Annotated in this window: 28 protein-coding genes; 16 read left to right on the top strand and 12 right to left on the bottom strand. The window is 62.5% G+C overall.

Annotated elements, in window-relative coordinates; all coding sequences use genetic code 11:
* Positions 1-16: 16 nt before the first annotated feature.
* A complete protein-coding gene (locus QTL56_RS17205) occupies positions 17-1,600 on the bottom strand; it encodes a peptide chain release factor 3 (RefSeq protein ID WP_245134378.1) in 1,584 nt (527 codons plus the stop codon).
* Positions 1,601-1,688: 88 nt separating this feature from the next.
* Between QTL56_RS17205 and dut the strand changes: the two genes are divergently transcribed.
* On the top strand, positions 1,689-2,165 hold the full coding sequence (dut, locus tag QTL56_RS17200) for a dUTP diphosphatase (RefSeq protein ID WP_245134376.1): 477 nt from the start codon (positions 1,689-1,691) through the stop codon (positions 2,163-2,165).
* A 9-nt stretch (positions 2,166-2,174) separates the two neighbouring features.
* On the opposite strand, the gene QTL56_RS17195 is transcribed toward dut, so the two are convergent.
* Entirely contained in the window at positions 2,175-2,759 is a 585-nt protein-coding gene (locus QTL56_RS17195; RefSeq protein WP_229573904.1) for a LysE family translocator, read from the bottom strand.
* A 171-nt stretch (positions 2,760-2,930) separates the two neighbouring features.
* Here QTL56_RS17195 and QTL56_RS17190 point away from each other — a divergent pair, with 171 nt between their 5' ends.
* The 3 genes from QTL56_RS17190 to QTL56_RS17180 all read left to right on the top strand — a co-directional run bounded on the left by QTL56_RS17190 (position 2,931) and on the right by QTL56_RS17180 (position 5,817).
* Positions 2,931-3,548 carry a LysE family translocator gene (locus QTL56_RS17190; protein WP_245134375.1) on the top strand — a complete coding sequence of 206 codons (618 nt, stop codon included), beginning with the start codon at positions 2,931-2,933 and terminating at the stop codon, positions 3,546-3,548.
* 138 nt (positions 3,549-3,686) lie between these two features.
* Entirely contained in the window at positions 3,687-4,655 is a 969-nt protein-coding gene (cysK, locus tag QTL56_RS17185; RefSeq protein ID WP_229573489.1) for a cysteine synthase A, read from the top strand.
* A gap of 109 nt (positions 4,656-4,764) precedes the next feature.
* Complete coding sequence (locus QTL56_RS17180; protein WP_229573490.1) at positions 4,765-5,817, top strand: HWE histidine kinase domain-containing protein; 1,053 nt, start codon at positions 4,765-4,767, stop codon at positions 5,815-5,817.
* A gap of 31 nt (positions 5,818-5,848) precedes the next feature.
* Here the strand turns inward: QTL56_RS17180 and QTL56_RS17175 are convergent, their stop codons facing one another.
* The 9 genes from QTL56_RS17175 to rsmI all read right to left on the bottom strand — a co-directional run bounded on the left by QTL56_RS17175 (position 5,849) and on the right by rsmI (position 14,838).
* Positions 5,849-7,378 carry a YifB family Mg chelatase-like AAA ATPase gene (locus QTL56_RS17175; RefSeq protein ID WP_245134373.1) on the bottom strand — a complete coding sequence of 510 codons (1,530 nt, stop codon included), beginning with the start codon at positions 7,376-7,378 and terminating at the stop codon, positions 5,849-5,851.
* Positions 7,379-7,570: 192 nt separating this feature from the next.
* Positions 7,571-8,518 (bottom strand): glutathione synthase, encoded by a 948-nt coding sequence (gene gshB, locus QTL56_RS17170; RefSeq protein WP_245134371.1) that lies wholly within the window; start codon positions 8,516-8,518, stop codon positions 7,571-7,573.
* 97 nt (positions 8,519-8,615) lie between these two features.
* On the bottom strand, positions 8,616-9,107 hold the full coding sequence (locus tag QTL56_RS17165) for a cupin domain-containing protein (RefSeq protein WP_229573493.1): 492 nt from the start codon (positions 9,105-9,107) through the stop codon (positions 8,616-8,618).
* Between the two features lie 86 nt (positions 9,108-9,193).
* Positions 9,194-10,306 carry a sn-glycerol-3-phosphate import ATP-binding protein UgpC gene (locus tag QTL56_RS17160; protein WP_245134369.1) on the bottom strand — a complete coding sequence of 371 codons (1,113 nt, stop codon included), beginning with the start codon at positions 10,304-10,306 and terminating at the stop codon, positions 9,194-9,196.
* Between the two features lie 14 nt (positions 10,307-10,320).
* Positions 10,321-11,163 (bottom strand): sn-glycerol-3-phosphate ABC transporter permease UgpE, encoded by an 843-nt coding sequence (gene ugpE, locus QTL56_RS17155; RefSeq protein WP_245134367.1) that lies wholly within the window; start codon positions 11,161-11,163, stop codon positions 10,321-10,323.
* A gap of 10 nt (positions 11,164-11,173) precedes the next feature.
* Positions 11,174-12,055: an ABC transporter permease subunit gene (locus QTL56_RS17150; protein ID WP_245134365.1), complete on the bottom strand. Its 882-nt coding sequence runs from the start codon at positions 12,053-12,055 to the stop codon at positions 11,174-11,176.
* A gap of 66 nt (positions 12,056-12,121) precedes the next feature.
* Complete coding sequence (locus tag QTL56_RS17145) at positions 12,122-13,420, bottom strand: extracellular solute-binding protein (RefSeq protein ID WP_245134364.1); 1,299 nt, start codon at positions 13,418-13,420, stop codon at positions 12,122-12,124.
* Positions 13,421-13,555: 135 nt separating this feature from the next.
* Positions 13,556-13,924 (bottom strand): YraN family protein, encoded by a 369-nt coding sequence (locus QTL56_RS17140; protein WP_229573498.1) that lies wholly within the window; start codon positions 13,922-13,924, stop codon positions 13,556-13,558.
* Positions 13,921-14,838 (bottom strand): 16S rRNA (cytidine(1402)-2'-O)-methyltransferase, encoded by a 918-nt coding sequence (rsmI, locus tag QTL56_RS17135; RefSeq protein ID WP_245134362.1) that lies wholly within the window; start codon positions 14,836-14,838, stop codon positions 13,921-13,923. The genes QTL56_RS17140 and rsmI overlap by 4 nt, the downstream gene beginning before the upstream one ends.
* Before the next feature lie 224 nt (positions 14,839-15,062).
* Between rsmI and dnaN the strand changes: the two genes are divergently transcribed.
* From dnaN to QTL56_RS17100, 7 genes are all read left to right on the top strand, one after another.
* Positions 15,063-16,181, top strand: a complete 1,119-nt coding sequence (gene dnaN / locus QTL56_RS17130) for a DNA polymerase III subunit beta (RefSeq protein WP_229573500.1) — start codon at positions 15,063-15,065, stop codon at positions 16,179-16,181.
* A gap of 127 nt (positions 16,182-16,308) precedes the next feature.
* On the top strand, positions 16,309-16,902 hold the full coding sequence (pmtA, locus tag QTL56_RS17125; RefSeq protein WP_245134361.1) for a phospholipid N-methyltransferase PmtA: 594 nt from the start codon (positions 16,309-16,311) through the stop codon (positions 16,900-16,902).
* An 11-nt stretch (positions 16,903-16,913) separates the two neighbouring features.
* A complete protein-coding gene (locus QTL56_RS17120; RefSeq protein WP_245134360.1) occupies positions 16,914-17,504 on the top strand; it encodes a histidine phosphatase family protein in 591 nt (196 codons plus the stop codon).
* Positions 17,501-18,205 (top strand): orotidine-5'-phosphate decarboxylase, encoded by a 705-nt coding sequence (gene pyrF, locus QTL56_RS17115; RefSeq protein ID WP_245134358.1) that lies wholly within the window; start codon positions 17,501-17,503, stop codon positions 18,203-18,205. Before QTL56_RS17120 ends, pyrF begins: the two co-directional genes overlap by 4 nt.
* 24 nt (positions 18,206-18,229) lie before the next feature.
* Positions 18,230-18,517, top strand: a complete 288-nt coding sequence (locus QTL56_RS17110; protein WP_229573504.1) for a DUF1330 domain-containing protein — start codon at positions 18,230-18,232, stop codon at positions 18,515-18,517.
* Between the two features lie 132 nt (positions 18,518-18,649).
* On the top strand, positions 18,650-19,630 hold the full coding sequence (locus QTL56_RS17105) for a complex I NDUFA9 subunit family protein (protein WP_245134356.1): 981 nt from the start codon (positions 18,650-18,652) through the stop codon (positions 19,628-19,630).
* A 200-nt stretch (positions 19,631-19,830) separates the two neighbouring features.
* Positions 19,831-19,989: a hypothetical protein gene (locus QTL56_RS17100; protein ID WP_229573506.1), complete on the top strand. Its 159-nt coding sequence runs from the start codon at positions 19,831-19,833 to the stop codon at positions 19,987-19,989.
* Between the two features lie 62 nt (positions 19,990-20,051).
* Here QTL56_RS17100 and QTL56_RS17095 read toward each other — a convergent pair whose 3' ends face one another.
* On the bottom strand, positions 20,052-20,858 hold the full coding sequence (locus tag QTL56_RS17095; protein ID WP_245134354.1) for an undecaprenyl-diphosphate phosphatase: 807 nt from the start codon (positions 20,856-20,858) through the stop codon (positions 20,052-20,054).
* A gap of 141 nt (positions 20,859-20,999) precedes the next feature.
* On the opposite strand from QTL56_RS17095, the gene QTL56_RS17090 reads away from it, so the two are divergent.
* The 5 genes from QTL56_RS17090 (at position 21,000) to QTL56_RS17070 (ending at position 25,871) form a co-directional block, all read left to right on the top strand.
* Complete coding sequence (locus tag QTL56_RS17090) at positions 21,000-21,692, top strand: glutathione S-transferase family protein (protein ID WP_229573508.1); 693 nt, start codon at positions 21,000-21,002, stop codon at positions 21,690-21,692.
* Positions 21,693-21,703: 11 nt separating this feature from the next.
* Entirely contained in the window at positions 21,704-22,858 is a 1,155-nt protein-coding gene (queG, locus tag QTL56_RS17085; protein ID WP_245134352.1) for a tRNA epoxyqueuosine(34) reductase QueG, read from the top strand.
* Positions 22,859-22,861: 3 nt separating this feature from the next.
* Complete coding sequence (locus QTL56_RS17080; RefSeq protein WP_245134350.1) at positions 22,862-23,743, top strand: SDR family oxidoreductase; 882 nt, start codon at positions 22,862-22,864, stop codon at positions 23,741-23,743.
* A 368-nt stretch (positions 23,744-24,111) separates the two neighbouring features.
* Positions 24,112-24,474, top strand: coding sequence for a septal ring lytic transglycosylase RlpA family protein (locus tag QTL56_RS17075; protein ID WP_229573511.1), 363 nt, complete (start codon positions 24,112-24,114; stop codon positions 24,472-24,474).
* Between the two features lie 104 nt (positions 24,475-24,578).
* The gene (locus QTL56_RS17070) at positions 24,579-25,871 is read left to right on the top strand and encodes an RsmB/NOP family class I SAM-dependent RNA methyltransferase (RefSeq protein ID WP_245134348.1); all 1,293 of its coding nucleotides are present in this window, start codon (positions 24,579-24,581) and stop codon (positions 25,869-25,871) included.
* Positions 25,872-25,899: the final 28 nt, after the last annotated feature.

The raw sequence follows: 25,899 nt of genomic DNA, 5'->3' as shown, positions 1-25,899 counted from the left end.
CCACCCCCGAGATCGATCACGCCGCCTTGACGGCGTGATACTCCTTGATGGCAACCATCTTGATCGCCGGGTAGCGTTCGGACTCGTAACGAAGCGAGAACTGGTCTTGCGCCATGAAGACCGGGTCGCCATCGAGATCGCGGCAGATGTCGCCACGGCGCTGGGTCATGAACTTTTCAAGATCGTCCTTCTGTTCGGCCGAAATCCAGCGGCAGACGGAGAAGCGCGACATTTCGAAGGAGACCGGCAGGCCGTATTCGCCCTGAAGGCGCTCCTTCAGCACGTCGAGCTGCAGCGCGCCGACGACGCCGACGATGGCGGGCGAGCCGTCTTCCGGCGAGAAGAGCTGCACGACACCCTCTTCCGCCATCTGCTGCAGGGCTTCCTTCAGCTTCTTCGCCTTCATCGCATCTTCCAGACGGACACGGCGCAGGATTTCTGGCGAGAAGTTCGGCACGCCCTGGAACACGAGGTTTTCGCCTTCGGTCAGGGTATCACCGATGCGCAGCGTGCCGTGGTTCGGGATGCCGACGACATCACCGGCGTAAGCCGTGTCGGCGAGCTGACGCTGCGACGCGAAGAAGAACTGCGGTGCCGTCAGGCCCATCTGCTTGCCGGTGCGGGCAAGGCGCGCCTTCATGCCGCGCTCAAGCTTGCCGGAGCAGATGCGGGCAAAGGCGATGCGGTCCCGGTGATTGGGATCCATATTGGCCTGGATCTTGAAGACGAAGGCCGTCATCTTGTCTTCGGCCGCGTGCACCGTTCTGACATCGGCGACCTGGTCGCGCGGCGGGGGCGCAAAGGCGCCCAGCGCGTTGATCAGGTCGCGCACGCCGAAATTCCGCAAGGCGGAGCCGAAGAAAACCGGCGTCATGTGACCTTCGAGGAAGGCTTTGTGATCAAAAGGCCGGCAGGCTTCCTGCGCCAGTTCCAGCTCATCGACGAAGGTGGCACGCTCGTTTTCCGGCAGGTTTTCGGCGACGTTCTTCGGGCTGTTGACCGCGAGCGCCTCGACCTGCTTGTCGGAGCCGCGGAAGGTGTTGTCGACCAGATTGTAGGAGCCACAGAAGCTTTTCGAACGACCGACAGGCCAGGTGATCGGGGCCGTGTCGAGCGCCAGCTTCTCTTCCACCTCGTCGAGGATCTCGAAGATGTCGCGGCTTTCGCGGTCCATCTTGTTGACGAAGGTGATGATCGGGATGTCGCGCATGCGGCAGACCTCGAACAGCTTCAAGGTTCGCGGCTCAATACCCTTGGCGGCATCAATGACCATGACGGCCGCATCGACGGCGGTCAGCGTGCGATAGGTGTCGTCGGCGAAGTCTTCGTGACCCGGTGTGTCGAGGATGTTGAAGACATTGCCGTCATATTCGAAAGTCATGACAGAGGTGACGACCGAGATGCCGCGCTCGCGCTCGATCTTCATCCAGTCCGACCGGGTCTGGATGCGATCCTTCTTGGCCTTCACTTCACCGGCGAGCTGAATGGCGCCGCCGAACAGCAGCAGCTTTTCGGTGAGTGTCGTCTTACCCGCATCCGGGTGCGCGATAATAGCAAAGGTGCGGCGGCGGGAGACCGCCTCGGCGAGCGTTTCGGCCATGATCGTGGAGTTCCTTCTGGTCGGGCGGTTATCTAGCGTTTCACCGGCCAATATGCAATTGAGCGCGACAAACAAAGGAATCCTGCCCATGTCCGCCATCCGCTCCAACGTCCCAGGTCCCCTGCTCACGCTCAAGCGCCTGCCGCATGGCGAGGGGCTGGAGCTTCCCGCCTACGAGACGGCGGGGGCTGCCGGCATGGATCTGCGCGCGGCCGTTGATGACGGGAAACCACTCACGCTCGCGCCGGGCGCGAGGGCGCTGGTTCCAACAGGCTGGATCATGGAAATCCCGCACGGTTTCGAGGCGCAGATCCGGCCGCGCTCGGGGCTCGCCCTCAAGAACGGCGTGACCTGCCTCAACACGCCAGGCACCATCGACAGCGACTATCGCGGCGAGGTGAAGGTGCTCTTGATCAATCTCGGTGAGGCCGATTTCGTCATCTCCCGCGGCATGCGGGTCGCGCAGATGGTGATCGCACCGGTGACGCAGGTCAGGCTGACCGAGGTAACCGAGACATCGGAGACTGTGCGAGGTGCTGGCGGGTTCGGTTCGACGGGGGTGTGAGGTCGGCGTTTACCGCTGCGCTTCCGCCACCATGCGGATGGCGAGCGCCGCAAGCACGGTGCCCATCAACCAGCGCTGCACGACCATCCAGAGCGGCCGGCCCGCGAGGAAAAGCGCAATGGTGCCAGCGGTCAAAGCGATCAAACCATTGACCGAGACGCTGATGACGATCTGTGTGAAGCCGAGGCTCAGCGACTGAAGAAGCACGCTGCCCCGCGCTGGATCGACAAATTGCGGCAGCAGCGACACATAGAGGATCGCGACTTTCGGATTGAGCAGGCTTGTGACGAAGCCCATCAGAAAGAGCTTGCGCGGGCGGTCGACGGGCAGATCGCGGACCTGAAAGGGTGAGCGTCCGCCGGGGCGCAGGGCCTGCCAGGCCAGCCAGGCGAGATAAAGTGCGCCGCAGAGCTTCAGCACTTCGTAGGCCAGCGGTACGGCCAGCAGCAGCACGGTGATGCCGAGCGCGGTCAAAACCATATAGACCACGAAGCCGAGGGCGACGCCACCGAGCGAGACAAGGCCCGCCATGGGACCCTGGCAAATCGATCGTGACACCAGATAGATCATGTTGGGTCCAGGTGTCAGGACCATGCCGAGGCAGATCAGGCTGAAGGCGAGGAATGCAGGCAGGCTTGGCACAACGACGTCTCCACGCAAGTGTGCACCCTCCTTGATACAACCGATCCCGGATCGCAATCGCGATCGTGTCACCGTTGCAAGTCTTTGCCGCCAGGATTAGGAATGGGGCGAGGAGGAGCCCCCATGACCCTGACGACCATCATTGCCTATTGCGGCGCCCTCTTCATTGCGGCTGCCATTCCGGGCCCGGGCATGACGGCAATCGTGGCGCGTGCGCTGGGCTCCGGCTTCCGGCCGACCTTCTTCATGGGGCTCGGGCTGATTCTCGGCGATCTCGTCTATCTGACCGCCGTCATCCTTGGGCTTTCGGTGCTGGCCAAGACCTTTGCCACGCCCTTCCTGATCCTGAAATTCCTCGGGGCGGCCTATCTCGTCTATGTCGCCTGGAAGCTCTGGACGGCCGGGCTCCTGCCGCAGGACATCAAGGCCCAAACGGCCATGCGCCCGGCGCTTTCGTTCCTCTCCGGCCTGCTGGTCACGCTCGGCAATCCGAAGACCATGCTGTTTTACGTGGCTCTCGTGCCGACACTCATTCCGCTGGAGGCAATCGGGTCTGCGGACTACGTTCTGCTCGTCGGACTGACCTTCATCGTCCTGATGGCGGTGCTGCTGCCCTATATCCTTCTTGCCGCCCAGGCGCGGGGCCTGCTCAAAAGGCCGGAGGCACTCAAGCTCCTCAACCGCGGCGCGGCGGGGGTCCTTGCGGGTACGGCAGCCTATATTGCGGCGCGTGCGGCCTGAAGCCGGTCCAGGCGTTCCAAGCCTTGCGGAGGCGGAGCAGATTATTCCAACCAGGCGTCCCTCGGCGACATGCCTGTGCTGGCGCGGCCTTCGAGGGAAGCATAAGCTGGGTTCAACAAGATCATCAGGGAGAAACACATGACTGAGCAGAAAAAACCCGGTCGCGGACGCGTCTATGGCTCGATCACCGAAACGATCGGCGACACCCCCATCGTCAGGCTCGACAAGCTGGCCAGGGAAAAGGGCGTGAAGGCGCATCTGCTGGCCAAGCTCGAGTTTTTCAATCCAATCGCCTCGGTCAAGGACCGTATCGGTGTGGCAATGATCGAAAGCCTGGAAGCACAGGGCAAGATCGTGGCCGGCAAGACGGTTCTCATCGAGCCGACTTCGGGCAATACCGGCATTGCTCTTGCCTTCGCGGCAGCCGCCAAGGGTTATCGCCTGATCTTGACCATGCCCGAGACCATGTCGATCGAGCGCCGCAAGATGCTGGCGCTTCTCGGGGCGGAACTCGTGCTGACAGAAGGTGCCAAGGGCATGAAGGGCGCGATCGCGAAGGCCCAGGAACTGGCTGATGCGACGCCTGACGCCGTAATCCCGCAGCAGTTCGAAAACCCGGCCAATCCGGAGATCCACCGCAAGACCACCGCCGAGGAAATCTGGAACGATACCGAAGGCACGATCGACTTCCTGGTGTCCGGCATCGGTACAGGCGGCACGATCACCGGCACGGGGCAGGTGCTGAAGAGCCGCAAGCCAGGGGTCAAGATCATCGCGGTGGAGCCTGCCGACAGCCCGGTTCTTTCCGGCGGCAATCCCGGCCCCCACAAGATCCAAGGCATCGGCGCCGGGTTTGCGCCTGCTATCCTCGACAGGGAAGTCTATGACGAAGTCATCACCGTCACCAATGACGAAGCCTTTGAAAATGCCCGCCTCGTCGCCCGGCTCGAAGGCGTTCCGGTCGGCATTTCCTCCGGCGCTGCGTTGACTGCCGCGATCCAGCTCGGCCAGCGGGAGGAGAATGCCGGCAAGACAATCGTCGTGATCATCCCGTCCTTCGCCGAACGTTATCTTTCGACCGCCCTCTTCGCCGGTCTCGGCGAGTGAACCATCCGCGGAAGCGCCGGCTCGGGACCGGCGCTTCCGCAAGCATTGCGGCGGGTCACATCCCCGGCTAGTTTGCCTCCGACAATCTGACTGCATCCCCAGGGGGCCCATGCGCGCACTTCTTCATCGCCTCCCTGCCTTCGCCTCGGTGCAGGAGCGACATTCCCCCAGCGGCCTCGTCGCCACCTATGTGGCGAGCCTCATCGTCTTCGTTATCGCCCTTGCCATCAGGGCATGGTTCGATCCCGTCCTGCCCGCCGGATTTCCCTTCCTGACATTCTTCCCGGCCGTCATCATTTGCGGCTTCGTCTTCGGGCTGAGGCAAGGCCTGATGGTGGCGGCACTATCCGGCATTTCGGCCTGGTATTTCTTCATCAGCCCCGGACGGTTCGATTTTTCCATGGGGACGCTTCTCGCCATGGGGCTCTACCTGTTTGTGGTGGCGACCGACCTGACACTGATCTATCTCGTCACGAGGGCCTATCGCCAGGAGATGACCACGCGCGAGGAGATCCAGCGGCTTGCCGAACAGCAGGAGGTGATGGCGCAGGAGCTGGACCATCGGCTCAAGAACATCTTCGCCACCATCAACGCGATCATTAGCCTCTCGCTCAAGAACGCCTCCAGCGCCGACGAGCTCGCCGCGCGGCTGCGCGACCGGCTGACCGCGCTTGGCCGGTCCAACCTTTTGTTGCGAGGCTTGCGCGAAGGCGAAGACGCATCGCTGCAAAGCGTCGTCTTCCAGGCGCTCGAACCCTTCGCCATTGTCGGCACGCCGCGCTTTTCCGCCAGCGGACCGCGCGTCCCGATCGGCGGCCAGACCGTTGTCGTGCTCAGTCTCATCCTGCACGAACTCGGAACGAATGCCGCGAAATATGGGGCACTCAGCGTGCAGGGCGGCCACGTCGCCCTCGACTGGTCGGTCGAGACACATGCAGAACCGGCCGAGCAACTGGTGATCACCTGGCGCGAGAGCGGCGGACCGGTCCCCTCCCCACCCCTGGCCGGCGGCGGCGGCTTCGGCTCGACGCTGATGAAACGCGTCATTGCCGGCGTGCGCGGACAGACCGAAATCACCTATCCGGAAACGGGTGCGGTGATCCGGATGATGCTGCCGGTCGACATGTTGCGCCCGACAGAAGGGCCGCCCGCCGAGCATTGAGGCTCTATCGCCGTCCTGCCCGGCCTCCACATCAGGCTGCCGTTGCAAGCCTCTCGGACGCGATGCGGTAGGAGATCGCTTCGGCCAGGTGAATGCGCCCCAGGATTTCAGCGCCGTCGAGGTCGGCAAGCGTCCGGGCGACCTTCAGCACTCTGTGGTATCCACGCGCCGAGAAGCGGAACTTGTCGGCCGCATCACGCAAGAGCTGGAGGCCCGAGGCATCCGGTTCGGCCAGCGTTTCGATCAAGGCCGTCGAGCAGCGGGCATTGGTGCTGACTGCGAGACCAAGCCTTTCGAAACGATCCCGCTGCCGGGCGCGGGCCGCAGCGACGCGCCTGGCCACCTCTACGCTGCTTTCGGCCGTCCGCGGCCGGATCAAATCGCTGGCAGAGACCGCGGGAACGTCGATGCGGATATCGATGCGGTCCATCAATGGTCCGGAAATGCGGCCCTGATATTCTGTCTGACAGCGGATCCCGCGGGCGCAGACATGACCGGGCTCCCCCGCCATGCCGCAGCGGCAGGGATTCATCGCGGCGACCAGCTGGAAATCGGAGGGATAGGAGACGCGGTGGTTGGCGCGGGCGATGATGCATGCGCCATTCTCGAGCGGCTGGCGCAAGGCATCGAGCACCGGCGGCGCAAATTCCGGCAGTTCGTCGAGGAACAGGATGCCGTGATGGGCGAGCGAGGCTTCACCGGGCTTTGCCCGCAGGCCGCCTCCGACAAGGGCTGCCATGGTGGCCGAGTGATGCGGCGTGCGGAACGGCCGCCGATCGGAGAGCTTGCCGCCGGAGAGCTGGCCGGCAATGGAATGGATCATAGACACTTCGAGCAGTTCGGACGGCGACAGCGGCGGGAGGATGGAGGGCAGACGCGCCGCCAGCATCGACTTTCCCGAACCGGGCGGGCCGACGAAAAGCAGATTGTGACCGCCGGCAGCGGCCACTTCCAGCGCGCGCTTGGCGCTTTCCTGCCCCTTGATGTCGGCGAGATCAGGCAGATTGGCGGCGGGTGCCCGCACCGAAGGCTCCGGTCGGGTGAGCACCTGCGTCCCCCGGAAATGATTGGCGAGCGCGATCAGGCTGCGCGGGGCGAGGATATCGACCTCGCTGCCGGCCCAGGCCGCTTCCGCGCCGCTGTCGGCCGGGCAGATCAGCCCCTTGTCCATGGCATTGGCACTGATCGCTGCCGGCAATGCGCCGGCGATCGGGGCGATGGTGCCATCCAGGTTCAGCTCGCCGATAACCAGGAAGCCTGATAGCGCGTCCCCGGGGATCGCGCCGAGTGCGGCCATGAGGCCGAGCGCGATGGGCAAGTCGAAATGCGAGCCTTCCTTGGGAAGGTCCGCCGGCGCCAGATTGACCGTCACCCGCTTGGCCGGCAGTGCCAGACCGGAAGCGTGCAGCGCCGCCTGGACGCGCTCGCGGCTCTCGGCCACCGCCTTGTCGGGCAGACCGACGATCTGCATGCCCGTCTTGCCGGGCGCGACCATGACCTGAACCTCGACAGGCACGCCCTCAATGCCCTGGAATGCAACCGTACTGATACGCGCTACCATTGCCCGCCCTCGCCGATCGACCTGAAACCGCCGGTGCAACTTCATATTGCGTGTGGCGACAGGAACAATCTCGCATAGGAGGCGACGACACGCAAGAACATTTGCGGAACATTCGCATCTTCAGATAGCGTGAGGTTGCACCCGTCGGGGCAATCCGGACAGGCCTGGAACTTCCAGCGGGGTTTCAGTCGGTTAGGTGCGCTTGCGCTCGATTGCATCCCAGAGAAGGGCCGCTATGTCGGCGCCGCCGAACTTCTTCACTTCGCGGATGCCGGTTGGCGATGTGACGTTGATCTCGGTCATGTAGTCGCCGATGACGTCGATGCCCACGAGCAGGAAGCCGCGTTCACGCAGGGCCGGCCCGATGCGGGCGCAGATTTCCCGCTCGCGCGCCGTCAGTTCGGTCGGCTCCGGTCTTCCGCCGGCATGCATATTGGACCGGGCGTCGTGTTCGGCGGGCACCCGGTTAATTGCGCCAACCGGCTCGCCATCAACGAGGATGATGCGCTTGTCGCCCTTGCGGACGGCCGGCAGATAGCCCTGAGCGATGAACGGCTCGCGGAACATCTGGCCGAACATTTCCATCAGCGAGGAGAAATTGCGGTCGTCGCGCGTCGAGTGGAAGACGCCGGCGCCGCCATTGCCGTAAAGCGGCTTCAGGATGATATCGCCCTGCTCCTCGCGGAAGCGGGCGATCTCGGCCGGATCCTTCGTGATCAATGTCGGCGGCATCAGGTCAGCGAACTCGGTGACGAAGATCTTTTCCGGCGAATTGCGCACCCAGGCCGGATCGTTGACGACGAGCGTTTGGGGGTGGATGCGCTCGAGCAGGTGGGTGGCGGTGATATAGGCCATGTCGAAAGGCGGATCCTGGCGCAACAGCACCACGTCCATGGACGAGAGATCCACCCGCTCGGCGGCGCCGAGCGTGAAGTGGTCGCCCTTGACGTCGCGCAGTTCCATCGGCTCGACGGTCGCATAAACCTTGCCGTCGCGCATCGACAGGCGCTCCGGCGTGTAGTGGAAAAGCTTGTAGCCGCGCGCCTGCGCTTCCAGGCTCATGGCGAAGGTGGAGTCGCCCGCGATGTTGATCGTGGATACATGGTCCATCTGGACCGCGACATTGGTAATCTTCGCCATGGGGTCTGTCTCCGTTCGGAAAGTCTCGGAGATTTAGGCCGTGCGGCGGGGGATAGCAACGCCGCGCCGCCTCAATTTTGCTGAACGAGGTTTCAGGTCAGAGTGCGGAATACTTGCCACGCCTCAGCGCGTTGCGGATCCGGTAGAGCGTGGCGAGCGGTCCGGGGAAGGGTTTTCGCAGGAAGGCAACCTTGCGGACGTAATTGTCGACCCGCCACGTCGACCAGGTACCCTGGCGGAAGTAAGCGATGTCGCCTGCCCTCAGCATGCGCTGGCTTCCGTCCTCGCCGGTGACATGCACTTCGCCTTCCTGGATGACCACTGTTTCGTCCCAGCCGAAGAACCAGCGGAACTCGCCAGCTGTGCAATCCCAGACGGCCGTCAGGCTCGCCTCGTCGGTGCTTTGCGAATGCTCCCCGATACGCGCGAGCGGCGTGCCGCGAATGATCCAGTCCGCGTTGATGGGCGCTGCCTTGAGCGCCAGGTGATCACCATTGGCGGCGACCACAGGCGCCTGCTCATCCATACGGCGGTGCGGCGCCATCAGTGCAGCACTCGCCATTCCCGCCAAAAGAAGCTTCAAAGCCATGTTTTCCCCCTCTCAAATCGCAGGGGACGCTACCAGCAAGCTCCTAAGTTCACGTGAGCCCGATTGTTAAAATGCGCGCGATCGGCTCAGGCAAAAGCCTGGCTGCGCTCGGCGGACGCAGTCGTCGAGACCGCGTCGCGCGAACCGGGCTCCAGGCGCCGGCCGGTATCGGCTGCGAAGAAATGCAGCCGGTCCGGTGCGATGCGCAAGGGAAGCCTGGCCGCGAGCGGGACGCTCGAGCCGACGACCGCGGTGAGATGTTGTTCGCCGATCAGACCATGCACGAGCCGCTGGGCGCCGAGTTCCTCGACATAATCGATGGCAAGGTCGAACATCACCTCGCCCTCGCCTGCGAGGACCAGATCCTCTGCCCTCAGACCCACACGGACATCGCCCCGCGGCCAGACACCGTTCAAGGCGATCTGCTCGTCCCCGATGGTGAGTTCAGAGCCTTCGATCCGCCCATGGACGAGGTTCATAGCCGGGGAGCCGATGAAGCTCGCGACAAAGGTCGAGGCCGGACGGTTGTAGACCTCAAGCGGCGTGCCGATCTGCTCGATCCGGCCACTGTTCAGCACCACCAGGCGGTCTGCGAGTGTCATGGCCTCCAGCTGGTCATGGGTGACGTAGATTGCGGTCGTCTTCAACCGCTTCTGGAGCTTGCGGATTTCGCCGCGCATGGTGACGCGCAGCTTGGCGTCGAGATTGGACAGCGGCTCGTCGAACAGGAAGACGGCGGGTTTGCGCACAATCGCACGGCCCATGGCAACGCGCTGGCGCTGGCCGCCGGAGAGCGCACGCGGCTTGCGGTCGAGATATTTCTCGATCTCCAGCATCTTGGCGGCTTCCGCCACGCGGGCCGCAATTTCCGCCTTTGGCGTGCCCCGGTTCTTCAGGCCGTAGGCAAGGTTGTCGTAGACGGTCATGTGCGGATAGAGCGCATAGTTCTGGAAAACCATGGCGATGTCGCGGTCTGCCGGCTCGACTTCGTTGACCACACGGTCGCCGATCGAGATCGTCCCCTCTGAAATATCCTCAAGCCCCGCGACCATGCGCAGCAGCGTGGACTTGCCGCAGCCGGAGGGGCCGACGAGCACGATGAATTCACCGTCCTCGATCTGGATGCCGACCGTGTCGACGGCCATAGCGCCGCCCTTGTCATAGATCTTGGAGACCCGGTTGATGTCGATGGACGCCATGGTTGGCACTCCCTTTACTTGTCGGTTTCGGTGAGGCCCTTGATGAACCAGCTCTGGAACACCACCACCACGATGACGGGGGGCAGGAGTGCGAGCACGGCCATGGCAAAGGCTTCGTTATAATCGGGGATCTGCGAGCCGACCCAGACCTGCAGGATCTGCTTGATGCCGCGCATCAGGGTGTAGAAGCCCTCGTCGGTGGTCATCAGCATGGGCCAGAGATACTGGTTCCAGCCATAGACGAACATGATGATGAAGACGGCGGCGATCATGGTGCGCGAGAGCGGCAAGAGGATATCGATGAAGAACTTGAAGGGGCCGGCACCATCGATGCGCGCGGCCTCCAGAAGCTCGTCCGGCACGGACTTGAAGAACTGCCGGAAGAAAAAGGTGCCTGTGGCGGAGGCCAGAAGCGGCAGGATGAGGCCCTGATAGCTGTTCAGGAGCGAAAGCTCGCTCATGACCTTGTAGGTCGGCATGATGCGCACTTCGAGCGGCAGGAGCAGCGTGGTGAAGATCAGCCAGAAGGCGAGTGTGGCAAAGCGAAAACGGAAGTAGACGATGGCGTAGGCTGCCAGCATCGACAGCACGATCTTGCCGATGGCAAAGCCAAGGCCCAGGATCAGCGAGTTCATCGCCATGGTGAGACCCGTCACCTGGCCGGTGAAGCCGCCGGACTTGAACAGGACCTTGTCATAGGTCGTGGCGAAATTGTCCCCAACCGAGAGCATCAGGCCGTGCGTGTGGATCTCGGCGGCGGAGTGGGTCGAGGTGGTGAAGGCCACCACCAACGGTCCGAGCATGAAGATGACGCCTGCGGTCAGGATCAGATGGTCGAAGAATTTGGTGCGGTACATGGTGCTCTCCTCAACCGTAATGGACGCGGCGTTCGATGAAGCGGAACTGGATCATGGTCAGGACCAGGACAACCAGCATCAGGATGACCGACTGGGCCGAGGACGAGCCGAGGTCGTTGCCGCGGAAGCCGTCGAGATAGACCTTGTAGACCAGGGTGATCGGGTTGTTGGCCGGCTTGTCCTTCACGATGACGTCGATGACGCCGAAGGTGTCGAAGAGCGAATAGGTCATGTTGATGACCAGCAGGAAGAAGGCGGTCGGCGTGAGCAGCGGCAGGATGACGGTCCAGAAGCGGCGCGTGCCGGACTTGCAGTCGATCGCCGCGGCCTCGCGGATGGAGGCCGGGATGCCCTGAAGGCCGGAGAGAAAGAAGATGAAATTGTAGGGGATCTGGTTCCAGACGGCGACCGCCACCATGGCAAAGGCGGTATCGAAATAATTCAGGCCGACCTTCATGTCCCAACCGAAGAGGGCGGCGAATTTGACGAAGGGACCGATATGCTGGTCGAAGAGCATCATGCCGATCAGGCCTGCGACCGGCGGGGCAATGGCATACACCACGATCAGCAGCGTCTTGTAGGCGGACTGGCCGCGAATGACGGCATCCGCCTTCAGCGCGAGCAGCATGCCGATCGACAAAGCCAGGAAGGTGACGATCAGGCTGTAGGCGATCGTGAAGCGGGCGATCCGCTGGTATTCCGGTGAGGTGAGCGCATCCGTGTAGTTGTCGGCGCCGACGAAGCTCGAACCGAAGCCAAAGGGGTCCTCGATATAGAAAGAGGACTGGATGGCCTGCATCGAGGGCCAATAGAAGAAAATGGAAATGATCGCGAACTGCGGCAGCAGGAACAGATACGGCAGGTATCGCGAGTTGAACTGGACGCGCTTCATGGAGCCCTCTCAAGGCAAGTCCCGGGGGCTTGTCGCCCCCGGGCCCCAATCAAGTTTCAGAAATGATCAGCCAGCCGTCTTGGCGAAGCGGGCGAGAAGCTCGTCGGCTTCCTTCTTGATCGTTTCCATGGCGTCCTTTGCCGTCGTCTCGCCGGCGAAGAGGCGGTTGTATTCGCGCTCCATCACTGCACGGATCTGCGGGTAGAAGCCGAGGCGATAGCCCTTGTTCCACTCGGCCGTCGGCAACTGCAGCTGCTGGATGCCAACTTCGGCAGCCGGCTTTTCGTTGTAGTAGCCTTCCGACTTCGACAGTTCGTAAGCGGCATTGGTGATGGCGACGTAGCCGGTGGCCTGGTGGTAGAACTTCTGGACGTCGGTCGAGGTCAGGAAGTTGAAGAAGGAGGCCGAGCACTTGTTCTCTTCAGCCGACTTGCCAGCCATCGCGAAGAGGGCAGCGCCACCGATGAAGGAGTGCACGCCAGCGCCTTCAATCGAGTCCCAGTAGGGCAGGAAGGTTGCCGAGAAGGGCATGGTCGCCGTCGTCTGCAGGCCGCCGAAGGAGCCGGACGAACCGATCCAGAGAGCGGCCTTTCCTTCTTCGAAGACCTTCTGGTTGTCGTTCCAGGCAGCGCCGTAGTAGCCGAACAGGCCCTGATCGTACCAGGCCTTCAGCTTGTCATACATCATGACGTGGTTTTCGTCGGTGACGTTGATCGTCGTATCAACGATGCTGTCATAGCCGTTGTTGTTGGAGGCGAACTGGATGTTGTTGCGCGAGAAGAAGTTCTCGGTGAACTGCCAGGTGAGCTGCGACTGGACGAGCGGGATGAAGCCGGCTTCCTTGAGCTTCGGAGCGATGGCTTCGAACTCTTCCCAGGTCTTCGGGGCTTCGACGCCGGCCTTCGTCAGGGCTTCGTCATTGATGTACATGATCGGCGCCGACGAGTTGAACGGCATGCCGACGAACTTGCCGTCGCTATCGGCGTAGAAGTAGCGAACACCCTCGATGAAGGCTTCGCGATTGAATTCGAAGCCGTTGTCCTTGAGGAGCTCTTCAGCCGGAATGGTCGCGCCCTTGGCATTGATGATGGTGGCAGCGCCGGCGTCGAAGACCTGCAGGATGTTCGGCTGTTCGCCCGAACGGAAGGCGGCGATGCCGGCCGACAGGGCTTCTTCGTAAGTCCCCTTGGACACGGGCGTCAGGGCGCATTCGCTCTGAGCTTCGTTGAACTTCTGGGCGATCTCGTTGATGACTTCGCCGTTGCGGCCGCCCATGCCGTGCCACCAGGTGATGTTGGTCGCGGCAAGCGTCGTCGATGCGGTCATGGTCAGGGCCAGAGCGGCCAGGGAAATCTTCTTGATCATGGGATAGATCCTCTCCACCGGTTGTTGCGGTGAGGGCTCCATTAGGCGCGCTCCATGACAGCGACTTGAAAGTTTTATGTCAGGGCTGTCACAAAACGAAGGTTTCGCTATTCCCAGTCCGAAAGTGAAACGAAGCTAAAAAGCGCCCTGAAAATGGGTCGGCCAGCGCCAAGGCCGCACGACGACAATATCATGGCGAAGTGACAGGCGTGTTGCATCGGGTTGCCGGCGAAGCCAATGATCTCCGGCATTGGCGATGCGCCTTTCGGCCGCGTAACCGACGGCGTCGACACCGGCGCGCAGATCTCTTCGGGCTTTCACTTCAACGAATATGACGAGATCGCCGCGGCGGGCGATGATGTCCACTTCCCCGGCTTTCGTCTTGTAGCGGAATGCCAGGATACGGTAGCCCTTGAGGAGCAGAGCGAGTGCCGCCCGGTATTCCGACCAGCGGCCCAGCCTCTCGGCACGGATGCGATTTCGATCCGCGCCGGCTCGCTTCATGCGGCCCCCTTGAGTTCCAGAAGGCGCTGGTAGAGGTCCTTGCGCGGCAGGCCGGTCAGCTTTGCGGCCTCGGTTGCCGCCTTGGCGGTCGGCATGGTGGTGGCCAGTTCGGCCAGCAGGCTGTCGACATCGGCGGCGTCAGGTGCGGCATCGGGGGCCGGCGGCCCGATGACGAGGACGATTTCGCCCTTGACCGTCTTGTCGGCATAGGCGGCGGCGAGATCGCCGAGAGGGCCTCGCCGGAACTCCTCGAAGGTTTTTGTCAGCTCCCGGCAGACGGAGGCCGGCCGATCATTGCCGAGTTCGTCGGCGGCCGCGACCAGGGTATCGCCGATGCGATGCGGGGATTCGAAGAAGATCAGTGTTGCGGGCACCTTGGCAAGCTCCCGCAGGCGATCGCGCTTGGCCTTGTCCTTGGTCGGCAAGAACCCGGCAAACAGGAAGGAATCGTTCGGCAGGCCGGAGCCGACAAGGGCGGCGAGCGGTGCCGAGGCGCCGGGGATCGGCACCACCCGGTGCCCCGCCTGAATGGCGAGCTGGCCGAGGCGGTAACCGGGGTCGGAGACGAGTGGCGTGCCGGCATCCGAGACCAGCGCCACGGACTTGCCCGCTTCCAAGGCTGCGAGAAGCCGTGCGCCGGCCTCGTCGGCATTGTATTCGTGATAGGCATAGGGACGGTTTTCGATGCCGTAGCGGTCGAGAAGGACGCGGGTGACGCGCGTATCCTCGCAGGCGAGCACATCGGCGCCGGCCAAGGTTTCCAGCGCGCGAATGGTGATGTCGCCGAGATTGCCGATCGGCGTTGCCACGAGATAAAGCGCGGGCTCCAGTGGCCGGGCGGCAATCAACGTATCGTTCAGGCGGTAGCGCTTCGAACCGTGTGCGACGGGCGCTTTTTTCTCTTCAGTTGTCATGCGGCCTTTATCCTCCACCCCCATGCTCGCGGCAAGGCCGTCGCCAACATAAACCATTCCGACAAGCTCCGCCCGGGACGGGCGTGGAAAACCTTGGAGCCTCTTGCTTTTCCCGCTCTTTTACTGCCATTTTGCCCGTCCACATTGTCCGGCCCGGGGACTGCCCGGCCCCTTTTTCCGATCCGGAACTCCGGAAGACGACACGTCGAAAGCGGTAGCATCCCATGCGTATAACTCTTGAACGGTCCAATCTCCTCAAGTCTCTGAACCACGTGCACCGCGTGGTCGAGCGTCGCAACACGATCCCGATCCTTTCGAACGTGTTGCTGAAAGCCGAAGGTGCTGCGCTCGACATGAAGGCGACGGACCTCGACCTCGAGATCACCGAGAGCACGGCCGCCATGGTCGAGCAGGCAGGCGCCACAACGGTGCCGGCGCATCTGCTCTATGAAATCGTGCGCAAGCTGCCGGACGGTTCGGAAGTCCTGCTCGCCGTCAACCCGGACGGCGGCACGATGACGGTCGCCTCCGGCCGCTCGAAGTTCTCGCTGCAATGCCTGCCGCAATCGGACTTCCCGGATCTCACGGCCGGCAGCTTCTCCCACTCGTTCAAGATGAAGGCATCGGACTTCAAGATGCTGATCGATCGCACGCAGTTTGCGATCTCCACCGAAGAGACCCGCTATTACCTGAATGGCATCTTCCTGCACACGATCGAAGCCTCCGGCGCGCTGAAGCTGCGGGCCGTCGCGACCGACGGTCACCGCCTCGCCCGTGCCGATGTCGATGCGCCCCCCGGTTCGGAAGGCATGCCGGGCATCATCATCCCGCGCAAGACCGTCGGCGAATTGCAGAAGCTGATCGACAATCCGGACCTGATCATCGGCATCGAAATCTCCGATTCCAAGATCCGCCTCTCCATCGGCTCGGTCGTGCTCACCTCCAAGCTGATCGACGGAACCTTCCCGGATTACCAGCGGGTCATTCCGCAGGCGAACGACAAGGAAATGCGGGTCGATTGCCAGACCTTCGCGCGCGCCGTCGACCGTGTCTCGACCATTTCGTCGGAGCGTGGTCGCGCCGTGAAACTCGCTCTCGCCGATGGCCAGTTGATGCTGACTGTCAACAATCCGGATTCCGGCAGCGCCACGGAAGAGGTCGCCGTCGGCTATGAAAGCGACGCGATGGAGATCGGCTTCAACGCCAAATATCTCCTCGACATCACCGCCCAGCTCTCGGGCGAGGACGCGATCTTCCTGCTGGCCGATGCCGGCTCTCCGACGCTCATTCGCGACACCGCCGGAGCCGACGCGCTCTACGTCCTGATGCCGATGCGCGTCTAGGCACCTGAAACTTTCTGGCGGGCATGTGGCCCGCCTGCGCCATTCCCTCTTGCGTTTGCGACAGACTGGCCCAAAATTGTCGCAATCAGCTCGCAGCAATCGCGCAGCAACAAGAAGAGGGACGACCATGGCCATTCGACTGAAGGAACGGTTCGAAAAGAAATTCGACGAGGAAATCCGTTTCTTCAGGGGCATGATGCAGGGTCCCAAGACCGTCGGCGCGATCATGCCGACATCCTCGATCACCGCCAAGCGCATGGCGAGCGTCATCGACGTCAAGTCGGGCCTGCCCGTTCTCGAACTTGGGCCGGGCACCGGTGTCATCACCAAGCAGATCCTGGCGCGCGGCGTCGCGCCCGAGAAGATCGTTTCGGTCGAGTATTCGCAAGACTTCTACCGCCGCCTTGTCGAGGACTATGCCGGCGTCAACTTCGTTCATGGCGACGCCTTCGACCTGAAGACATCCCTTGGCGAATTCGCAGACCAGACCTTCGACTGCGTGATTTCAGCCGTGCCGATGCTCAGTTTTCCCATGGAAGCGCGCATCCAGCTGCTTGAAGACCTGCTGTCCCGCATTCCCGAAGGCCGGCCGGTGGTGCAGATCACCTATGGCCCCGTGTCGCCCGTCATCGCCAAGCCGGATCGCTATCACATCCAGCATTTCGATTTCGTAGTGCGCAACATCCCGCCGGCGCAGCTGTGGATCTACCGCAAGGCCTGAGCGCGCCACCAATGTTCGGGCTCTACATAACCCACCCGCAGGTGCAGATCGATCCCGCAGTCCCCGTGCCCGACTGGGGTCTGTCGGCCGTCGGGCGGGCTCGCGCTGCGGCTTGCGCGGAACGGCCCTGGGTGCGGCAGCTTTCGCGGATCGTCAGCAGCAGGGAGCGCAAGGCGTTCGAGACTGCCGAGATCCTTGCCAATGCCGCGGGCGTCGACGTTGAAGCCCATGAGGCCCTGCACGAGAATGACCGGTCGGCGACCGGCTTCCTTGCGCCTGCCGATTTCGAGCGCGCGGCGGACTGGTTCTTCGCTCACCCGCAGGACAGCTATCGCGGCTGGGAGCGTGCCGTGGATGCGCAGGCGCGCATCGTCAGCGCGGTGGATGGCATCCTTGCGACACACGACGCCACCAAACCGATCGCCTTTGTCGGACACGGCGCCGTCGGCACCCTGCTGAAATGTCATTTTTCAGGCATCCCCATATCGCGGGTACAGGATCAAGCTGGGGGCGGCGGCAATCTTTTCTGCTTCTCCCTTGCAGACCGGCGCATCTCATGCGACTGGACGCCCATGGAGATCTGGCAGGAGTTTTATACGTGAGCGCACGTCATCGTCTCATCGTCGGACTGGATGTTCCGACGGTCCAGGAAGCGGAGCGGGTCGTCTCCACGCTCGGCGACAGCATCTCATTCTACAAGATCGGCTACCAGCTCGCTTTTGCCGGCGGGCTCGAATTCGCCCGCGATCTCGCGATGGAGGGCAAGCAGGTCTTCCTCGATATGAAACTGCTCGACATCGACAATACAGTCGCGTCTGCGGTCGAGAACATTGCGCGCATGGGCATGACCATGCTGACCCTGCATGCCTATCCGAAGGCCATGGCAGCCGCCGTCAAGGCCGCAGAGGGCTCCGGCCTCTGCCTGCTCGGCGTCACCGTGCTCACCTCCATGGACAAGCAGGATCTGAGCGATGCCGGCTACGAATATGATCCCCGTACGCTGGTGCTGAAGCGTGCCGAACAGGCAAGCATGGCCGGCATGGGCGGTGTCGTCTGCTCGGCCGAAGAAGCCTCTGCCGTACGCGGCATCGTTGGCCCGAAGATGGCGATCGTGACACCCGGCATTCGGCCGGCCGGCGCCGACAAGGGCGATCAGAAGCGCGTCATGACGCCCGCGGACGCGATTGCGGCCGGCTCCAGCCATCTGGTCGTGGCACGTCCGATCGTCAAGGCGGACGAGCCGAAGGCCGCTGCGCTCGCCATTCTCGCCGAGATGGACGAGGCGCTGGCCAAACAGGCGTAATCGAAGACAAACCGGGAGGAAGACATGGCCAAGGGCTATTGGATCGCACGTGTGGATATCAGGGACCCCGAGCGCTACAAGGACTATGTCGCAGCAGCCAAGGTCGCCTTCGACAAGTATGGCGCGACCTTTCTCGCCCGCGGCGGCGCCTTCACCCAGCTCGAAGGCAAGGCCCGGACCCGCAACGTGGTGATTGAGTTCTCCTCGCATCAGGTTGCCGTCGATTGCTACAACTCGCCGGAATACCAGATTGCCGCCAAGATCCGCCAGGAAGCGGCCGATGCCGAGATGGTGGTCGTCGAGGGCGTCTGAGCCTCCCGTCGCCTGAGGTGGAATGTCCTGCGGATGCGGCCTTGACGGGCCTTTCCCCGGCCAGACGATTCGGCTAAGAGAGGCGCAGATCGCGCATATCGTATGCGCCCAGCCAGTTCAGGGGAGCCGTCCATGACCTTGTCCAACCTTCCGCCGCTCGTCACCGTCTTCGGGGGCTCGGGCTTTGTCGGGCGGCATGTGGTCAGGGCGCTTGCCCGCCGCGGCTACCGCATCCGCGTCGCCGTCCGCCGCCCCGATCTCGCAGGCTTCCTGCAGCCGCTCGGAAATGTCGGCCAGATCTCCTTCGTCCAGGCGAACCTGCGCTACCGCTCGTCGGTCGATGCCGCCGTGCAGGGGGCAGACCATGTCGTGAATTGCGTCGGCATCCTGTTCGAGAGCGGCCGCAACGGCTTTGATGCCGTGCAGGATTTCGGAGCGCGTGCGGTGGCGGAAGCCGCGCGGTCCGTCGACGCGACGCTGACGCATATTTCGGCCATTGGCGCCGATGCCACCTCGGACTCGGTCTACGCCGCCACCAAGGGCCGTGCGGAGGCCGCCGTGCAGTCGATCCTGCCTGACGCCACCATCCTGCGCCCTTCGATTGTCTTCGGGCCCGAAGACGGCTTCTTCAACAAGTTTGCCGCCATGGCCCGCATTGCACCCGTGCTGCCGCTGGTCGGCGGCGGCAAGACAAAATTCCAGCCCGTCTATGTGGAAGATGTCGCGGAAGTCGTTGCACGTTCCGTCGACGGCTCGATCGCCCGCGGGAAGATCTACGAACTCGGCGGCCGTGACGTTGCGACCTTCAAGCAGTGTCTCGAGATGATGCTGGAAATCGTCGGGCGCAAGCGCCCGCTCGTTTCCCTGCCCTTCGGTATCGCCTCGCTGATGGGCAGCATCGCCTCTGCCGTGCCGTTGATCACGCCACCACTCACCAGCGACCAGGTCAAGCTCTTGAAAAAGGACAATGTCGTTTCGGCGGCTGCCAAGGCGGAAGGCCGCACGCTGGAAGGTCTCGGCATCCAGCCGGTGACCATGGCCGCGATCCTGCCGACCTATCTGGTGCAGTATCGCGTGCATGGCCAGTATACGGGATCCGGCAAGGCAGCCTGATGGCTGCCTGCATGATCTTGCGTCCCAACCGCCACTGCGTTGCACAAAAGACGCAGCTATCCGGAGACCTGCGTTAACCGCGGATAAAGCAAGATCGCCTATTGATGGCGGTCGTGGCAATGCGTAAAGACTGGCCCCCAACGGCCGGTCGGAAGCACTTTCCGGCGCTTCATTTCAGTCAGTATTCAAGAGGCACTTCCATGGGCAAGCCTATCGCACTGTTCTTCGCATGTGCGGCACTGGTTATCATCGCAGGCTCCTTCGTCGCACCGACCACGCTGGCGGCCCGCAAGGATAATTGCTCGCCCGCCTATGGCATCGATCCCTGCGCGACGTCGGCCATTTCCGCGAAGAACTGATTTTCCGATAACAAAAGGCCGCCCCGTGGACGGCCTTTTTTCTTGTCTGCGCCTTCTCGATTTCAGCCGAAAGTGAGAAGTCCGATGATGCCAGCCAGGCCGATGGCGATCCGCCACCAGGCGAAGGGCGCATAACCCCGTTTCGAGACAAAATTCAAAAGCCCCCGCACGACAAAAAGCGCCGAGACAAAGGCGGCCACGAAGCCGATCGCGATGATCAGGCCATCGTCCGCCGAGATCGCATTCCGGTTCTTGTAAAGATCGAGCGTGAAGGCTCCGAGCATGGTCGGCATGGCGAGGAAGAAGGAAAACTCGGCCGCCGAGCGTTTGTCGGCTCCCAGCAGCAAAGCCCCGACGATCGTGGCGCCTGAGCGCGAGGTACCGGGGATCATCGCCACACACTGACAAAGACCGATCTTGAAGGCGAGCGACAGCGGATATTCCGTGACGTCGTGATATCGGGGCTTCAGCGGCATGCGGTCGATCCAGAGAAGGACGAGCCCGCCGAGAATGAGGACAACGCAGATCAGCATGGGCGTTTCGAAGAGCACGGTCTTGATGAAGTCGTGGGCGAGCGCGCCGATCACCGCAGCCGGCAGAAAGGCCACCAGAACGGCCCCGACAAAGCGGCGGCTCTCCACACTGGTCGGCAGCGAGAGCGCAATGCCGAGCAGCTTGGCGAAGTAGACACTGAGGATGGCCAGGATGGCGCCGAGCTGGATCAGAACGGCAAAGGTGTTGCCCGGCGATTCGAAGCCGAGGAAATGGCCGGCCAGCAGCACATGCGCGGTGGACGATACCGGCACGAACTCGGTCAGCCCTTCGATCAGGCCGAGCACGAGCGCGCTGATAATCGATTGATCTTCCATGGGGTCTCCTTCTAGGGGAAGGCAAAGTGATTTGCTTGTATTGCGGGAGCTGAAACCCTATAGCTTGGAAGCCGCCTTGATGACCAGCCGCTTCGAAAGCCTGCGCTGCGGCTACTGAAAAATCCGAGAATTCGAGTTCCGATGCCGACCCTGTATCATCACACGATGTCCACCGCGTCCCGTTTCATTCGCCTGGTTCTGGCCGAATACGGCTTCCAGACGGATCTGGTGGAGGAGCAGACCTGGGAGAAGCGCAAGGAGTTCCTCGCCTTCAATCCCGCCGGCACGCTGCCGGTTTATGTCGACGACAATATGCGGGCGCTCTGTGGTCCCTTCATCATTTCTGAATTCATCGACGAAACCCACGGCGTGCTGAAGCGCGACCGCCGGCTCTTTGCGGAAGATCCCTTCCAGCGCGCAGAGATCCGTCGGCTGACGGAGTGGTTTCTCCAGAAGATGGAGCAGGATGTGACCAAGCCGCTGGTGCGCGAGCGCGTGCACAAGCTGATCATTCCGAACGGGCTGGGCGGCGGCGCACCCGATTCCAAGGTGCTGCGTACAGCGCGCTCCAATATCCGCCATCACATGAAATACCTGACCTGGCTTTCGGGCTCGCGCCAGTGGCTGGCTGGCGAACGACTGAGCTATGCCGACCTGTCGGCTGCGGCCGCTGTCTCCGTGCTCGACTATCTGGGCGAGATCGACTGGAATGAATTTCCGGTCGCAAAGGACTGGTATCAGCGCATCAAGTCGCGGCCGTCCTTCCGACCGCTGCTCACCGAGCGCGTGCGCGGCATCACGCCCGTGTCGCATTACGCCGATCTCGATTTCTGACGGTTGCTGCCATGGATGAGCCGCAGATCGATCCCAAGATCCGGAAGCGGCGGGCAGACCTCACGCGGTTCCTGCGCAAGGATGCCGAAGCCCAGGGTTTCGATCTTTGTCGGATCACGTTGCCGGACGTCATTCCGGAGGCCCCAGCCAGGCTCCAGAGCTTTCTCGAGGCCGGACGGCACGGCACCATGGCCTGGATGGAAGAGACCCGGGATCGTCGCGCTGACCCACGCGTGCTCTGGTCGGAAGTCCGGTCCATCGTCATGTTCGGCATGAATTACGGACCGGACGAGGATCCGCGCCTGCTGCAGGCTGAACCTGAGAAGGCGGCGATCTCAGTCTACGCCCGCAACCGCGACTATCATGACGTCATCAAGGGGCGCCTCAAGGAAGTGGCGACACGCTTTGCCGCTCGCGCCGGGGCGGATGTGAAGGTCTTCGTCGACACGGCGCCCGTGATGGAAAAGCCGCTTGCGGCGGCGGCAGGCTTGGGCTGGCAGGGCAAACACACCAATCTCGTCAGCCGCGACTTCGGCTCCTGGCTGTTTCTCGGCAGCCTCTTCACCACCGCCGAGCTCGACATCGACGAAGCCGAGCGTGACCATTGCGGCTCCTGCCGCGCCTGTCTGGACGCCTGTCCGACGAACGCCTTCCCCGCCCCCTATCAGATCGATGCGAGGCGCTGCATTTCCTATCTCACGATCGAGCACAAGGGGCCGATCGACAGGGCGCTGCGTCCTGCCTTCGGCAATCGCATCTATGGCTGCGATGACTGTCTGGCCGCCTGCCCCTGGAACAAGTTTGCGGCTTCGGCCCGCGAGATGAAGCTCGTCGCGCGCGAGGACCTGAAGGCCCCCGACATTGCCTTCTTCCTGACGCTGGACGATCCGACATTCCGCACCTATTTCAGCGGCTCGCCGGTCAAGCGGATCGGGCGAGACCGGTTTGTGCGAAACGTCCTGATTGCCGCTGGCAATTCCGGCTCTTACGATCTGGCGCCTGCCTGCGCGACACTGTTGACGGATCGTTCCGCCGATGTGCGCGGCATGGCGGCATGGGCGCTGTCGCGGCTTCTGCCGGAGCAAGACTTCATGAGGCTCCGGGCAGAGCATCTGGGGCAGGAAACGGACGCACAGGTCCGACAGGAATGGATGACGGAGAGCTGACGCATGCGTGTGATGATTTTCGGCGCGGGATATTCGGGCAAGGCAATCGGCAGGCTGCTCCATGATCAGGGCGCCTCGGTTGCCGGGACCACGCGCAGCGCCGAGAAGGGCACTGCGCTTGCAGAGACCGGCATCCGACCCTTCCTCTTCGATGGCCTCAGCCTCTCCGAAGAACTGCGCGCCGAACTTTCAGAGACGACACATCTTATCCAGTCGATCGCACCGGGGAGTGCGGGTGACCCACTCATCCGGCTTTGCGGATCTGCGGATATCAAGGTCCTGATACCCCGGCTCGAATGGATCGGCTATCTATCCACCGTCGGCGTCTACGGTGATCATCATGGCGCCTGGGTGAACGAGGAAACGGAATTGAAGCCGGTTTCTGTGCGTTCGGTGGAGCGGGTGGAGGCGGAGCAGGCCTGGCAGGCAGTCGCAGCGCGGGACGATCTGCCGCTCGCGATCCTGCGTCTCTCCGGCATCTACGGCCCCGGCCGCAACACCTTCATGAACCTCACCAAGGGCACGGCGCGTCGACTGGTGAAGAAGGACCAGGTATTCAACCGCATCCGGGTCGAGGACATCGCGTCCGCCACGGCCCTCCTCGCGGGTGCGAAAACCGCAGGTATCTTCAACGTGACCGACGACCTGCCGTCCCCCCCGCAGGATGTCGTGACCGAAGCGGCGCGGCTGATGAGCGTGGAGGCGCCGCCGGAACAGCCCTTCGAAACGGCTGAGCTGACCCCGATGGCACGCTCCTTCTACGGCGAGAACAAGCGGGTTTCGAACGCCAAGATCAAGTCGCTCGGATTCAACTTCCAGCACCCGAACTACCATGTGTCACTGGCGGATCTACTTGGCTCCGGAACATGGAACCGAAAGCCATAGGGCAGCGTTTTCCTGGTTGAACTTTGCTCATGTCGCGCCACAAGTCCTGCAAAACATCGCCCACCGCCCCGTTCGCACCACAATTCGGGCAGGAAATATGGCGTCTGAGCAAAATTTTTCTTCAATGATTCCGTGAGCGGCAGAAGCATGGCCGACGCGAGTTTTTCATTCTCGCAAAGCGCATGGAATCAAACGATTTTTCTCAGAACTTAACATTTCATTAGGGTCAAGACTTACAGAACTTACATCACAATTGTTACAAGCTGTAACTTTTCGTGAACGCTAAATGGCACGTTTTTGCCATTTTTGACCCTGCCTAGCCGCTGCACGCAAAAATTCGCTCGTGCCAACGACTAGGGATGTATAACTTGACGATCAGCCGACGCTCTATTTTAACCGCTGCAACTGTTGCTGCACTCTGTGCTTTCGCACCTCACAGTGCAAATGCGAAGTCTTCCTGTGGCGGCGCCTCCTGGTATGCGCTGCATTCGAAGACCGCCTCGGGTGAACGCATGAACCCGGCCAAGCTGACCGCGGCCCACAAGAGCCTGCCTTTCGGTACCAAGGTCAAGGTCACCAATTCGCGAAGCGGCAAGAGCGTCGTCGTTCGCATCAACGATCGTGGCCCCTTCATCCGCGGCCGCGTTCTCGATCTCTCCAAGGCTGCCGCTCAGAACATCGGCATGATCCGCGCGGGCCATGCCAAGGTCTGCTACGAGATCATCGGCTGAGCTAGACTACCTTCGGGAGCGGCGATTGGTCCGTCGGGTTTTAGGCGCTTGCTCTTGCCCTTGATCGCCGTTACCACGCTCTCTTCTTTCAGAGGAGAATGACCATGCGTCTGGGCGGCCGTCTTGCCGGTGCGATTGAAGTCTTGAGCGATATCGAGACCCGTCGCCGTCCCGTTGCCGATGCCCTCAAGGATTGGGGCCTTTCGCATCGTTTCGCCGGTTCCGGCGATCGTGCTGCCATTGGCAACATCGTCTACGACGCCCTTCGCATGAAGCTTTCCCATGCCTGGCTGATGGATGACGACAGCGCCCACGCGCTCGGCTGGGCGGTGCTGTTGCGCCAATGGGGCATGAATCTCGAGGCCCTGCAAGCCGATCTCGAAGGCGACAATTTCGCGCCTGCGCCCCTTTCCGAAAGCCAGACTGCGGCCTTTACCACCCGAGACCTCTCCGAAGCCCCGCTTCATGTCCAGGGTGACATTCCCGACTGGGTCCAGCCATCCTTTGAACAGGCCTTCGGTGACGACTGGCTGGCCGAAGCGCAGGCGCTCGCCACACGACCGACGCTCGATCTGCGCGTCAACACGCTGAAGGCCAAGCGTGACAAGGTGCTGAAGGCACTCGACCGATCCGGCGCCCAGGCTTCGCCGATCGCCCGCTTCGGCATGCGCGTACCGGCCGGCGAAGGACCGTCCCGCCTGCCGAACGTCACGGCCGAACTCAGCTTCCAGAAGGGCTGGTTCGAAGTTCAGGACGAAGGTTCGCAGATCGTCGCCGATCTCGTGACACCGCGCGAAGGCGATCAGGTGCTCGACTACTGCGCCGGCGGCGGCGGCAAGACGCTCGCCATGGCGGCCGCCTTGAACAACAAGGGCCAGGTGCACGCCTATGACGCCGACCGCAAGCGGCTGGCACCGATCATCGAACGACTGAAGCGCGCCGGCACGCACAATGTTCAGGTGCATGACAGCACCAAGGGTCTCGCGAGCCTCAAGGAGCGCTGCGACCAGGTGCTGGTCGATGCGCCCTGCACCGGTACCGGCACCTGGCGGCGCCGTCCCGACACCAAGTGGCGCCTGACCGACCGGAACCTGCAGGAACGTCTGGCGCAGCAGCAGGAAGCCCTGACCGAGGCCTCGACCTTCGTCAGGATCGGCGGATCGCTGCTTTACGTCACCTGTTCCGTGTTGCCGGAGGAAAACGATCGACAGGTTCAGGCCTTCTGCGAGGCCAATCCGAGCTTCGAGACCGTTCCCGTGCTGGAGGACTGGACACGTTTGTTCGGCGCCTCGGCTCCAAAGCCTCGCTCGGCAGATGGCAAGACGGTAACGCTCAGCCCGGCCAGCATGGATACGGACGGCTTCTTCTTCTGCCGGATGCGGCGCCGCGCGGAATGACCTGATCATCGTCAATTGCAGTCATTGT

This window comes from Peteryoungia algae, assembly GCF_030369675.1.
GTDB classification, from domain to species: Bacteria; Pseudomonadota; Alphaproteobacteria; order Rhizobiales; family Rhizobiaceae; genus Allorhizobium; species Allorhizobium algae.
Note: the sequence above shows the minus strand (reverse complement) of the source record. Positions and strands in the feature narration are given on the sequence as shown.

What these genes read in the sequence shown, in the direction of transcription:
- queG (WP_245134352.1), top strand. Translation starts at nt 21,704, where the DNA reads ATGGATGAGCCGCAGATCGATCCCAAGATCCGGAAGCGGCGGGCAGAC.
- QTL56_RS17190 (WP_245134375.1), top strand. Translation starts at nt 2,931, where the DNA reads ATGACCCTGACGACCATCATTGCCTATTGCGGCGCCCTCTTCATTGCG.
- rsmI (WP_245134362.1), bottom strand. Translation starts at nt 14,838, where the DNA reads ATGACAACTGAAGAGAAAAAAGCGCCCGTCGCACACGGTTCGAAGCGC.
- QTL56_RS17180 (WP_229573490.1), top strand. Translation starts at nt 4,765, where the DNA reads ATGCGCGCACTTCTTCATCGCCTCCCTGCCTTCGCCTCGGTGCAGGAG.
- QTL56_RS17195 (WP_229573904.1), bottom strand. Translation starts at nt 2,759, where the DNA reads ATGGTCCTGACACCTGGACCCAACATGATCTATCTGGTGTCACGATCG.
- ugpE (WP_245134367.1), bottom strand. Translation starts at nt 11,163, where the DNA reads ATGTACCGCACCAAATTCTTCGACCATCTGATCCTGACCGCAGGCGTC.
- pmtA (WP_245134361.1), top strand. Translation starts at nt 16,309, where the DNA reads ATGGCCATTCGACTGAAGGAACGGTTCGAAAAGAAATTCGACGAGGAA.
- QTL56_RS17150 (WP_245134365.1), bottom strand. Translation starts at nt 12,055, where the DNA reads ATGAAGCGCGTCCAGTTCAACTCGCGATACCTGCCGTATCTGTTCCTG.
- QTL56_RS17120 (WP_245134360.1), top strand. Translation starts at nt 16,914, where the DNA reads ATGTTCGGGCTCTACATAACCCACCCGCAGGTGCAGATCGATCCCGCA.
- QTL56_RS17140 (WP_229573498.1), bottom strand. Translation starts at nt 13,924, where the DNA reads ATGAAGCGAGCCGGCGCGGATCGAAATCGCATCCGTGCCGAGAGGCTG.
- QTL56_RS17205 (WP_245134378.1), bottom strand. Translation starts at nt 1,600, where the DNA reads ATGGCCGAAACGCTCGCCGAGGCGGTCTCCCGCCGCCGCACCTTTGCT.
- cysK (WP_229573489.1), top strand. Translation starts at nt 3,687, where the DNA reads ATGACTGAGCAGAAAAAACCCGGTCGCGGACGCGTCTATGGCTCGATC.
- QTL56_RS17100 (WP_229573506.1), top strand. Translation starts at nt 19,831, where the DNA reads ATGGGCAAGCCTATCGCACTGTTCTTCGCATGTGCGGCACTGGTTATC.
- QTL56_RS17070 (WP_245134348.1), top strand. Translation starts at nt 24,579, where the DNA reads ATGCGTCTGGGCGGCCGTCTTGCCGGTGCGATTGAAGTCTTGAGCGAT.
- dut (WP_245134376.1), top strand. Translation starts at nt 1,689, where the DNA reads ATGTCCGCCATCCGCTCCAACGTCCCAGGTCCCCTGCTCACGCTCAAG.
- QTL56_RS17165 (WP_229573493.1), bottom strand. Translation starts at nt 9,107, where the DNA reads ATGGCTTTGAAGCTTCTTTTGGCGGGAATGGCGAGTGCTGCACTGATG.
- QTL56_RS17080 (WP_245134350.1), top strand. Translation starts at nt 22,862, where the DNA reads ATGCGTGTGATGATTTTCGGCGCGGGATATTCGGGCAAGGCAATCGGC.
- dnaN (WP_229573500.1), top strand. Translation starts at nt 15,063, where the DNA reads ATGCGTATAACTCTTGAACGGTCCAATCTCCTCAAGTCTCTGAACCAC.
- QTL56_RS17145 (WP_245134364.1), bottom strand. Translation starts at nt 13,420, where the DNA reads ATGATCAAGAAGATTTCCCTGGCCGCTCTGGCCCTGACCATGACCGCA.
- gshB (WP_245134371.1), bottom strand. Translation starts at nt 8,518, where the DNA reads ATGGCGAAGATTACCAATGTCGCGGTCCAGATGGACCATGTATCCACG.
- QTL56_RS17175 (WP_245134373.1), bottom strand. Translation starts at nt 7,378, where the DNA reads ATGGTAGCGCGTATCAGTACGGTTGCATTCCAGGGCATTGAGGGCGTG.
- QTL56_RS17090 (WP_229573508.1), top strand. Translation starts at nt 21,000, where the DNA reads ATGCCGACCCTGTATCATCACACGATGTCCACCGCGTCCCGTTTCATT.
- QTL56_RS17105 (WP_245134356.1), top strand. Translation starts at nt 18,650, where the DNA reads ATGACCTTGTCCAACCTTCCGCCGCTCGTCACCGTCTTCGGGGGCTCG.
- QTL56_RS17160 (WP_245134369.1), bottom strand. Translation starts at nt 10,306, where the DNA reads ATGGCGTCCATCGACATCAACCGGGTCTCCAAGATCTATGACAAGGGC.
- QTL56_RS17095 (WP_245134354.1), bottom strand. Translation starts at nt 20,858, where the DNA reads ATGGAAGATCAATCGATTATCAGCGCGCTCGTGCTCGGCCTGATCGAA.
- QTL56_RS17110 (WP_229573504.1), top strand. Translation starts at nt 18,230, where the DNA reads ATGGCCAAGGGCTATTGGATCGCACGTGTGGATATCAGGGACCCCGAG.